The following is an 11247-nucleotide window of genomic DNA, read 5'->3' as shown; positions in this document are numbered from 1 at the left end:
GGGTCGACCCTGGGCTGAATACGCCTGCACGTCAAGGAGTATGGATTATCGGGATAAGGCGCCGCGGGTGGTGCCCGCAGTGCGCGTGAATGCCAATGCGCATTCCATCGCATTCGCCCAAATTCGGCCGCGTCCGGGATGCGTGAACATCCCGGACGCTAACCGAAAGGAGTTGATGCATTTGGTAGTCAAGGTTCGGGTCCAGTGGGGCCGGGTCAGGTTTGAACTCCTGATCAGGCTCTAGCTTCGACCGGGGAGACGGGAGAGTCCAACTTCCGTCTCTCCACCGGACCTTGGCCCCACTTTAAGCGAAATTCCGACCATACGGCAAGCGCCATCGGTTGCCGCCGCGCCCTGGTCCGCACGGGCATGACAACCTTAGTGTCGTATCCTGCCCGACCTGCTGGCTGTTCAGACGTGCAAACAAGTCGATGCCTATATGTGACGATAAGCGGCCAGCCGCCGGAAGGCCCGTAAGATCCTTCCCCGCCTGCGGCAAGATAGTATGCGAATGACTCCATCCCGGCACTGACTCCCGCGCGCATCGGTGATAGGTTCCTCGCGCCCTGAGACTGCCGAGGCGTGGGATCGTGCCGCTGGTCAACCGACTGTCCATATCCACCAAGATCGCCCTCCTGTGCATCCTCGCGATCGGGGCGATCGGCATCGTCAACCTCGTGGCGCTCCGCGCCGTGCTCCTGGCGGAGGGCGAGCGGCTGGGGATCGCGCGGCAGGAAGCCAACATGCGGGTCGCCTGGGAAATGCTTCGGCACCTCGGCGACCTGCGGCTCGACGACAAGGGCAAGCTGACCGCGGGCGACACGCCGCTGGAAGGCAACATGGACTTGGTGGACCGCATCGGCACGCTGACCGGCGGGGCGGTGACGCTGTTCTCCGACGGCCGCCGGGTGGCGACATCGGTGCGCGACTCGACCGGGCGGCGGGCGGTCGGGACGGGGCTGGTCGATCCGGCCGTGATCGAGACCGTCCTGAAGCGCGGGCAGCCGTTCCGGGGCGAGGTCGCCGTGCTGGGGGAGACCTATCTCGCCGCCTACGATCCGATCGCCGATCCCCAGGGCAAGGTGATCGGCGCGCTGTTCGTCGGCGAGCCGCGGTCCGCCTTCATGACCATGGTGGACGCCATGGTCCGGGTCGGCGGGTTGCTGGGCGGGGTCGCCGCCCTGGTGGTGGCCGCCGCGTCGTTCCTGGCGATGCGCGGGCTGCTGGGGCCGCTGACCCGGCTGCGCGCGGTCATGGGGCGGTTCGCCGCCGACCAGCTGGACGAGGAGGTGCCCTGCCTCGACCGCGCCGACGAGGTCGGCGCCATGGCGGCATCGGTCCAGGTCTTCCGCGAGCACGCCGTCAAGGTCCGCGCCATGCGGATGGAGGAGGAGCGACTGGAGGAAATCCACCGCGACGAGGTGCGCGCAGCCATCCGCGGCATGGCCGACAAGGTGGACGGCCAGACCCGCAGGGCGATCGAGACCGTGACCGGCCAGACCGGCGGCATGCGCGAAGCCACCGTCGGCCTGCACGCGGCGGCGCGCAGCATGGACCGTAACGCGCGCGAGATGTCCGATGCCACGGCCCAGGCGCTGGGGGCGGTGGGCATCGCGGCGGAAGCGGCCGGCCGGCTGTCCGACTCGGTCGGGCGGATCAACGGCCAGGTGGGGGAAGCGGCCGCAGCCGCCGGCCTCGCGGTCGCCAGCGCCAGGGACGCCGCCGGCGTGATCCGCACCCTGGACGAGGTCGCGGCCGAGATCGGCGGAATCGTCGGTCTGATCCGCAACGTCGCCTCGCAGACCAACCTGCTGGCGCTGAACGCCACCATCGAGGCGTCGCGCGCCGGGGAGGCCGGCAAAGGCTTCGCCGTCGTCGCGGCGGAGGTCAAGGCGCTGTCGCGCGAGACCGAGCGCTCGACCGACCGGATCGGCGACCTGATCGCCCGCATCCAGGCCGCGGCCAAGGACGCTGGCGCCGCCGTCGGCCGGGTCGGCGATTCCATAGCGGCGGTCGACGGGATCGCCGGCCGGATCGGCACCGCCATGCGGGAGCAGTCCGAGGCCATCGCCGAGATCGCCGGGAACGTCGAGGCCACCGCGAACGCGACCCGCGACGTCTCGGTCCATGTGGACGCCCTGTCCGGCGACGTGCGGCGCACCGACGAACTGGCGGAAAGCAGCAAGTTGGCCGCCTCGGCGCTGAGCGACGGGATAGAGGCCCTGGCGGAGGCGCTGACCCAGATCGTCCGCACCTCGACCGACGAGGCCAACCGCCGCGCCCACACCCGGCACCCCTGCCAGGTCGCGACGGAGGTCGCCGGCCCGTTCGGCGCCGGGGAGGCCGAACTGCTGGACGTGTCGCGCGGCGGCGCCCTGATCAGCAGCGACATCAAGTTCACGGCGGGCGACCGGCTTAAGCTGCGCATCCCCGACCGGGACCAGCCCCAGCACGCCCACGTGGTCGGGATCACCCGCCACGGCATCCACCTTCAGTTCGACCCGCCGCCGCTGGGCGAGGGGGAGGTGGCCAGGGTGGCGGGCGTTTCTTCCTAACGGGACCTGCTCAGGCCGGGATGGTGAAGGTCTGGATCCAGGAGACGCCGGGCTGCGCGTCGTCCTTCTGGTAGGAGAAGGGCTGCGTGATGTCGCCGATCGTCAGGGCGCCCTGATAGTTGGCGGCGGCGCTCCAGTTGACCCCGACCAGGATCAGGATGTTGAGGCCGGACGTCAGGTAGGGGTCCAGGTCGGTGACGTCGTCGAACGACACGTCCTCCTCCTGCTCCCGGGCATAGACGACCAGCCCGTTCAGGAACACGACGATCTCGTTGTCCGCGTGGGTCACCCTCAGGGATACTCTTGCCATCTGGAACTCCTGCTGAACGACGTGGGACAGGGGCGGGTCGGGTGGGGGCCGGGGTATCCCCGATGGGATGGAAGGCGTGTTTTCTATGCTTGCGGCATCATAGGTGCCTTCTGCATGAAATGGTATATTATTATAGTCCGGTAATATAACGCGATCATATTCTTGTATGCGCAAGAAATGACGGTCCTTTCGCTTGGCAGTCCGGAAGGGCGGGCGCATGCGGCGCCGCCCGATCCGCGCCCCCGCGCACTGGTCTTTCGCCGGCCGGGGCACCACTTTGAGTGCATGGCAAACGGCACTGAACAGAACTCGTTCGGCGGGCGCATCGCCCGCTATGCACGGGTCTCCACGGCGATGGGCGGGCTGGCGGCGCGGCTCGCCGGACAGCGCTATCTCGGCATCAAGCTCGAACGCGGCGAGCACGCGAAGGAACTGAGGGACGCGCTGGGCGGGCTGAAAGGGCCGCTGATGAAGGTGGCGCAGATCCTGTCCAGCATTCCCGACGCCCTGCCGCAGGAATACGTCCAGGAACTCTCGCAGCTCCAGGCCGATGCGCCCAGCATGGGCTGGCCCTTCGTCAAGCGGCGGATGGCGTCGGAGCTGGGTCCCGACTGGCAGAAGCGGTTCGCCAGTTTCGAGCACGAGGCCGCGTCCGCCGCCTCCCTGGGGCAGGTCCACAAGGCGGTCGGGCCCGACGGCCGGCAGCTCGCCTGCAAGCTCCAGTATCCCGACATGATGTCCGCGGTCGAGGCCGACCTGCGGCAGCTCGGGCTGATCTTCTCGATCTACGAGCGCTACGACAAGACCATCTCGACCCGGCAGATCCATGCCGAGATTTCGGCCCGCCTGCGCGAGGAGCTGGACTACGCGCTGGAGGCGCGGCACACGGCGCTGTACCGCGACATCCTCACGCCGATCGGAAGCGTCCACGTGCCCGAGGTCGTGCCGGAACTGTCGACCAAGCGGCTGCTCACCATGGGCTGGCTCGACGGGCGGAAGATCCTGGACTACGTCAAGGACCATCCGGAACGCCGCAACGACCTCGCCCTGAACATGTTCCGGGCCTGGTACACGCCGTTCTACACCTGCGGCACGATCCACGGCGACCCGCACCTGGGCAACTACACCGTCCGGCCCGACGCCTCGATCAACCTGCTGGACTTCGGCTGCATCCGGATCTTCAAGCCGAGCTTCGTCAAAGGCGTCATCGACCTGTACCACGCGCTCCAGACCGACGACCGCGACCTGGCGGCGGAGGCGTACCGCGTCTGGGGCTTCAACAAGATCGACAACCAGCTGATCGATATCCTCAATGTCTGGGCGCACTTCGTCTATGCCCCGATCATGGACGACCGGACCCGCAGGATCGACGAGACCAACAGCGCCCTGTACGGGCGCGAGGCGGCGGAGAAGGTCCACAAGGCCCTTCACGAGGTCGGCGGACTGGAGATCCCCCGGGAATTCGTCTTCATGGACCGGGCGGCGATCGGGCTGGGGTCGGTGTTCCTGCATCTCCAGGCCGAGGTGAACTGGTACCACCTCTTCCATGACCTGATCGGCGACTTCGACGTGAACGCTCTGGAACGGCGCCAGACCGAGCTGCTCGATCGCCATGGAGTGCCGCTGCCTACCTAATTCCGCCCGCGTGTTGTCGATTTTCCGTGAGAAATCGCGGAACCAACCAGCCAAAACCCTTGTTGAGGGGGCCAAAGGTTGCCGAATGGCGGCCGAATCGCCCCCAAGACGAGGATCAATCCCCATGAACAAGCTCTATTACGGTGCAGCTGTGCTGGCCCTCGCCATCGGCGTCTCCGGTCAGGCCCTTGCTCAGGATACCGGCCTGACGACGGGTCAGACCGACGGGACCACTTCGGGCCGTGCCGCCATCGGGCAGGGCGGCGTCGGTGCCGGCGACCCCACCTTCCCGACCGGCACGACCAATCTCCAGGTCCCGGCCTCCTGCGGTCCGACCGACGTGGCCGCGGTCCGGTCCGACCTGAACAGCGTTCAGAACGACCTGATCCGCGATCGCATCGGCGTCCAGCTCCAGACCGCGGAGAACCAGGCGCAGGACGGCAACCGCGCCCGCTGCGCCCAGATCCTCGCCGACGCGCGCAACTCCATCGTCATGGCCGGCGGCCAGGTCAGCGACATGAGCGCCGCGGCCGGTGGCGGCGTGGTTCCGCCGGCGGGCGCCGGTGTCGCGGGCAGCGAGAGCGTCGCGGGCGGCGGTCCCGTCGCCGGGTCCACCGAGGCCCAGCCGATGGGCACCGGCATCACCGGTAGCGCCGATGGCAGCATGGCGCCCGGCACGGGCACCGGCGAGCCGGTCCCGCAGGTTTACACGATCAACGACTGCCAGCCGACCACCTGGGCTGCGCTCGAGAACCGGACCGACCAGGTTCCCGACAACCGCCGGGGCGAGGTGCAGCAGCTCCTGACCCAGATCCAGCAGGAGTACAACGCCGACAACAAGGGCCGTTGCGCTCAGTTCATGAACCAGCTGGCTTCGATCCTGCCGGGCGGTGCCCAGGCCCGGTAACTTCCACGGGCTTGTTCACGTCCGAGACCGCCGGCATGGGCGGCCGATCCGAAAGGGTCGGCCGCCCTTTTTCGTGCGCGTCCCTCATGCCGCATGCGACCATTGTCCACTGTGCATGGCACGGCACTGAAGGTTTAGTGGACATGATTGAATTGAAAAGGTTAGTGGCTAGAGCGCTTCACAAACTTTCCAGAATGCGGCATTTTGCCGTCGCATCAACCGTCCGCCACAATTCTCGGCAAAAAAATCAGCGGCAAGGGAACCAGCCAGGATGAAAGTCGCCATACCGAAGGAGCGGCGCGCCCATGAACGTCGCGTCGCGGCCTCGCCGGATACCATCAAGAAATTCAAGCAGCTCGGGCTGGACGTCGTTGTCGAAACCGGCGCCGGTGAGCACGCCTCGATTCCCGACCAGGTCTTCGTCGACGCGGGTGCCACCATCGCTCCGGACGAGGCGGCCGCCCTCGGCGATGCGGACATCGTGCTGAAGGTCCAGCGCCCCCTGACCGAGGCCGAGGGCGGCCCGGACGAGGTGGCGCTGATGAAGCCCGGCGCCATGCTGGTCGCCATCCTCCAGCCCTATCAGGCGCGCGACCAGATCCAGGCCTATGCCGACGCCAAGGTCAACGCCTTCGCGATGGAGCTGATGCCCCGCATCACCCGCGCCCAGTCGATGGACGTGCTGTCCAGCCAGGCCAACCTGGCGGGATACCGCGCCGTGGTCGATGCCGCGGCGGAATTCGGCCGCGCCTTCCCGATGATGATGACGGCCGCCGGCACCGTGCCTCCGGCGCGCTGCATGATCATGGGCGTCGGCGTCGCCGGTCTCCAGGCGATCGCGACGGCCCGTCGGCTGGGCGGCGTCGTCTCCGCGACCGACGTACGGCCGGCGACCAAGGAGCAGGTGCAGTCGCTCGGCGCCACCTTCGTCGCGGTGGAGGACGAGGAGTTCAAGGAAGCCCAGACGGCCGGCGGTTACGCCAAGGAGATGAGCGCCGGCTACCAGGAGAAGCAGCGGGCACTGATCGCCGAGACGATCAAGAAGCAGGACATCGTCATCACCACGGCGCTGATCCCCGGCCGCAAGGCACCGATCCTGGTGACCGAGGCGATGGTCCGCTCCATGAAGCCTGGCTCCGTCCTGGTCGACCTGGCGGTGGAGCAGGGCGGCAACGTCGAGGGCTCGAAGCCGGGCGAGGTCGTGGACGTCGGCGGCGTCAAGATCGTCGGCCACATCAACGTGCCCAGCCGCAACGCGGTCGACGCCTCGATGCTCTATGCCAAGAACCTGCTGAACTTCCTGACCCCGCTGATCGACAAGGAAAAGGGCCTGACGATCAACTGGGACGACGAGATCATCAAGGGCACCGCGCTGACCCGCGACGGCGCCGTGGTGCATCCCAATTTCGCCGCCGCCGAGGCGGCCAAGAGCTGAGGGGAACACAGCCGATGACAAGCCAGGAACTGGCCCAGCAGGTCACCAACCTGCAGCAGGCACTGCGATCACTCACCGTGGAAGCCGACCGGCTCGCCGCCGAGACGTCCCGGCTGGCGGCCGGCGCGGTCGAGCAGGCTCCGGCCGACCACAGCTTCTTCATCACCGGCCTGACGGTCTTCGCGCTGGCCTGCTTCGTGGGCTACTACGTGGTGTGGCGGGTGACGCCGGCGCTGCACTCGCCGCTGATGAGCGTCACCAACGCGGTGTCCTCCGTGATCATCGTCGGCGCGCTGATCGCGACCGGCAGCACGGCCGGCTTCACCTTCTCCACGATGCTTGGCTTCCTCGCCGTCATCCTGGCCTCGGTCAACATCTTCGGCGGCTTCATTGTCACCCAGCGCATGCTGGCGATGTACAAGAAGAAGCAGAAGAAGGCATAAAGGGAGCCCTGAACCAACATGGCCACACTAGCCCCGCTGGCATACCTGGTCGCCGCCATCTGCTTCATCATGGCGCTGCGCGGCCTCTCCAGTCCCGAGACCTCCCGCCAGGGCAACAATTTCGGCATCGTCGGCATGGTGATCGCCATCGTCACCACGCTGATGTTGCCGGGATTGATCTCCGGCCTGTCGATCACCCTGATCCTGGTCGGATTGGCGATCGGCGGCACCATCGGCACCGTCATCGCGCGCCGGATCGAGATGACGGCCCTGCCGCAGCTCGTCGCCGCCTTCCACTCCCTGGTCGGCCTCGCCGCCGTGTTCGTCGCGATCGCGGCGTTCTACGCGCCGGAGGCCTACGGGATCGGCACCTCGGGCGCCATCCGCACCGGCAGCCTGATCGAGATGGCGCTGGGCGTCGCGATCGGCGCCATCACCTTCACCGGCTCGCTGGTCGCCTTCGCCAAGCTCCAGGGCCTGGTCAGCGGCAAGCCGCTGGTCTTCAACATGCAGCACATGCTGAACGCCGGCCTCGGCATCGTGCTGGTGCTGTGCATCGTCTGGCTGTGCGTCTCCAACTCGACCGCGGCGCTCTGGATCATCGTGCTGCTGGCGCTGGCCCTGGGCTTCCTGCTGATCCTGCCGATCGGCGGCGCCGACATGCCGGTGGTGGTGTCGATGCTGAACAGCTATTCCGGGTGGGCTGCGGCCGGCATCGGCTTCACGCTGGAGAACAACCTGCTGATCATCACCGGCGCGCTGGTCGGGTCTTCCGGCGCCATCCTGTCCTACATCATGTGCAAGGGCATGAACCGGTCGATCTTCAACGTCATCCTGGGCGGCTTCGGCGGCGACAGCGCCGCGGCGGCGGCCGGCGGGCCTGCCGGCGACCGGTCGGTCAAGGCCGGCTCGGCGGAGGACGCGGCCTTCATCATGAAGAACGCCTCCTCGGTCATCATCGTGCCGGGCTACGGCATGGCGGTGGCGCAGGCACAGCACGCGCTGCGCGAGATGGCCGACATGCTGAAGCACGAAGGCGTCGAGGTCCGCTACGCGATCCATCCCGTCGCCGGCCGCATGCCCGGCCACATGAACGTGCTGCTGGCCGAGGCCAACGTGCCCTATGACGAGGTCTTCGAGCTGGAGGAGATCAACCGCGACTTCGGCCAGGCCGACGTGGCCTTCGTGATCGGCGCCAACGACGTGACCAACCCCGCGGCCAAGACCGATCCGGCCTCGCCGATCTACGGCATGCCGATCCTGGACGTGGAGAAGGCCAAGACCGTTCTGTTCATCAAGCGGTCCATGGCGGCCGGCTATGCCGGCGTCGAGAACGAACTCTTCTTCCGCCCCAACACCATGATGCTGTTCGGCGACGCGAAGAAAGTTACCGAAGAGGTCCTGAAGTCTCTGGACTAGTCTGTCCGTCTGCCTGAAGGATAGACCAAAGGGCGGTGGCGCCGAAAGGCGCCGCCGCCTTTTTCATGCCTGTCGTACGACTTGCGCACCGGTTCGATCGGCGTGCTATGATTTTCCCGTGACGGCGGCCGGAGAGGGGAAAACACCATGCTTGCCTCTCTCCAGGATGCCGTGGATCGCCGCAGCGCGATCCTCCAGGCGATCGCCCACGGCGCCGCAGCGATGGTCGCCTGCCCGGATTGGCGTGCCGGGATCGACGATCTGCTCGGGCGCCTCGGCATCGCCGCCGGTGTCAGCCGGGTCTACCTGTTCGAGATCCATGACGGGGCGGGGCAGGGCTTGGCGCAGACCTGCCGGCACGACTGGGCCGCCCCGGGGCTGGCACCGCTGGTCGGCGATCCGCGCAACACCGACGAGAAGCTGGTCGGAACCGATCCGACGCTGACCGACTGGACCGAGCGCCGCCGGCGCGGCGAGCTGATCCAGGGATTGACCCGCGACCTGTCCGGATACCTGCGCGAGGATTTCGAGTACCAGCGCATCCTGTCCTTCGTCTCCGTCCCGATCCTGGTGAACGGCGCGTGGTGGGGGCATCTCGGATTCGACGACTGTGAGTGCGAGCGGGTGTGGTCGGAGCTGGAACTGGACGTGCTGAAGACGGCCGCCGCCCTGATCGCCGGCGCGGTGGAGCGCAGCCGGGCCGCCGGCATCCTGCGCACCAGCGAAGCGCTGAAGAGCGCCATGCTCGACACCGCGCTCGATTGCGTCATCACGATCGACGACGGCGGGCGGGTGGTGGAGTTCAATCGGGCGGCGGAGCGCACCTTCGGCTGGCGGCGGGAAGCGGTGATCGGCCTGCCCCTGGCCCAGGTGATCGTCCCGCCGGAAATGCGCGGCCCCCATCAGGCCGGGATCGGCCGCTACCTGGCGTCGGGCGAGACCCGGGTCCTCGGCTCCCGGATAGAGGTCGAGGGCATGCGGTCGGACGGCAGCCGGATGCCCCTGGAACTGGCGATCACCGAGGTGCCGACGGCGGAGGGCCGTTTCTTCACCGCCTATCTGCGGGACATCACCGAACGCCGCCAAGCCCGCGCCCGGCTGGAACGCATGGCCTATTTCGATGCCGTGACGGGTCTGCCCAACCGCGCCTTGCTGCTGAAGCGCGTGGCGGAGCGAAGGGCGGCGTCCGGATCCGCCTGGATCGTCGCGATCGAGCTGATGCGGTTCGGAACCCTGAAGACCAGCCTCGGCACGGCCTTCGCCGACACGCTCCTGTGCGCGCTGACCGCGAGGCTTGCGGATTGCCTGGAGGGGGACGCCGTGCTGGCCCGCACCGGCGACCGGCAGCTTGCCGTCCTGGGAACCGGCGGAGGCGCCGAGGAGACCGCCCGCCGGCTCGAACAGGCCCTGTACGAAGCGTTCCATCTGGACGGCAGGACGGTCTTCATGACGGCGAGCCGCGGCATCGCCGCCGGCGAGGACGAACCCGACACGCTGCTGCGCAATGCCGAACTGGCCTGCGAGCGGGCGGTCGAGGCGGGCGGCGGGACCTGCCGGTACGACGAGACCATGCACGCGGCGCAGTTGGACCGCTTGAGCCTGGAAGCCGACCTGCGCCGCGCGATCGACGCCGGCGACCAGATCTGGGTCGCCTACCAGCCGATCGTGGCGCTGCCGGAAGGCCGCCTCGCCGGGTTCGAGGCGCTGGTGCGCTGGGACCACCCGGCCCGCGGCAAGGTGCCTCCCGGAGTCTTCATCCCGATCGCCGAGGTCACGGGGTTGATCGTGCCGCTCGGACGCCTGGTCCTGCACAGGGCCTGCCACCAGATGGTGCGCTGGACGGCGATGCGCGGGCCGGATGCCGATCCGCTGTTCATCAGCGTCAACCTCTCCGCCCGGCAGCTCGGCGACCGCGACCTGCTGGACACCGTGGCGGGGGCGCTGGCCGAAAGCGGCGTCGATCCCGCCCAGGTTAAGCTGGAACTGACGGAGTCGGCGGCCATGAGCCATGCCGGCGAGACCATCGGCCTGCTGTGGCAACTGAAAGCGCTGGGGCTGCGGCTGTCGATCGACGATTTCGGCACGGGCTACTCGTCGCTCAGCTATCTCCACCGTTTCCCGGTCGACTCGCTGAAGGTCGACCAGTCCTTCGTCGCGGCCATGTGCCGTTCCACCGAGAGCAGGGACATGGTCCGGATCATCGTCGATCTCGCCCACCTGCTGAAGCTGGAGATCATCGCCGAAGGCATCGAGACGGCGGAGGACGCGAAGCTGCTGTCCGACATGGCCTGCGGATTCGGGCAAGGCTACCTGTTCGGCGCCCCGCTGCCGCCGCAGGAGGCGGCCGGCTGGATCACCGCGCCCGGAAGCGCCGAGCGGGAGAAATCGCTGACCTGATCAACCGCCTGATCAACCGTAGGTCGGCCTTCGCCCGTCAGGGCGAACGCCGACACCCTGCGTCAACGCTCCGGCCACGCTGTCGGCGTCGGCCTTCGGCCGAGGCCGACCTACAAGGCCCTACAGTCGCGACTGATCGCCGTAGG

General features: G+C 67.9%; 8 protein-coding genes. 7 read left to right on the top strand and 1 reads right to left on the bottom strand.

Annotated features, from left to right (window positions below; genetic code table 11):
• The first annotated feature begins 590 nt into the window (after positions 1 to 590).
• Positions 591 to 2555 (top strand): methyl-accepting chemotaxis protein, encoded by a 1965-nt coding sequence (locus IGS68_RS20460; RefSeq protein ID WP_201073202.1) that lies wholly within the window; start codon positions 591 to 593, stop codon positions 2553 to 2555.
• Between the two features lie 10 nt (positions 2556 to 2565).
• On the opposite strand, the gene IGS68_RS20455 is transcribed toward IGS68_RS20460, so the two are convergent.
• Positions 2566 to 2865, bottom strand: coding sequence for a hypothetical protein (locus tag IGS68_RS20455; protein WP_201073196.1), 300 nt, complete (start codon positions 2863 to 2865; stop codon positions 2566 to 2568).
• Between the two features lie 285 nt (positions 2866 to 3150).
• On the opposite strand from IGS68_RS20455, the gene IGS68_RS20450 reads away from it, so the two are divergent.
• The 6 genes from IGS68_RS20450 (at position 3151) to IGS68_RS20425 (ending at position 11101) form a co-directional block, all read left to right on the top strand.
• Complete coding sequence (locus tag IGS68_RS20450) at positions 3151 to 4500, top strand: ABC1 kinase family protein (RefSeq protein ID WP_201073193.1); 1350 nt, start codon at positions 3151 to 3153, stop codon at positions 4498 to 4500.
• A gap of 124 nt (positions 4501 to 4624) precedes the next feature.
• Positions 4625 to 5407 (top strand): hypothetical protein, encoded by a 783-nt coding sequence (locus tag IGS68_RS20445; RefSeq protein ID WP_201073191.1) that lies wholly within the window; start codon positions 4625 to 4627, stop codon positions 5405 to 5407.
• Positions 5408 to 5678: 271 nt separating this feature from the next.
• Positions 5679 to 6842, top strand: coding sequence for a Re/Si-specific NAD(P)(+) transhydrogenase subunit alpha (locus tag IGS68_RS20440; protein ID WP_201073189.1), 1164 nt, complete (start codon positions 5679 to 5681; stop codon positions 6840 to 6842).
• A gap of 14 nt (positions 6843 to 6856) precedes the next feature.
• Complete coding sequence (locus IGS68_RS20435) at positions 6857 to 7285, top strand: NAD(P) transhydrogenase subunit alpha part 2 (protein WP_201073182.1); 429 nt, start codon at positions 6857 to 6859, stop codon at positions 7283 to 7285.
• A gap of 18 nt (positions 7286 to 7303) precedes the next feature.
• On the top strand, positions 7304 to 8704 hold the full coding sequence (locus IGS68_RS20430; RefSeq protein WP_201073180.1) for an NAD(P)(+) transhydrogenase (Re/Si-specific) subunit beta: 1401 nt from the start codon (positions 7304 to 7306) through the stop codon (positions 8702 to 8704).
• Positions 8705 to 8851: 147 nt separating this feature from the next.
• Positions 8852 to 11101, top strand: a complete 2250-nt coding sequence (locus IGS68_RS20425) for a putative bifunctional diguanylate cyclase/phosphodiesterase (RefSeq protein WP_201073178.1) — start codon at positions 8852 to 8854, stop codon at positions 11099 to 11101.
• The last annotated feature ends 146 nt before the right edge of the window (positions 11102 to 11247 follow it).

This window comes from Skermanella sp. TT6 (assembly GCF_016653635.2).
Lineage (GTDB): Bacteria > Pseudomonadota > Alphaproteobacteria > Azospirillales > Azospirillaceae > Skermanella > Skermanella cutis.
This window is presented reverse-complemented; position numbering and strand designations above follow the sequence as displayed.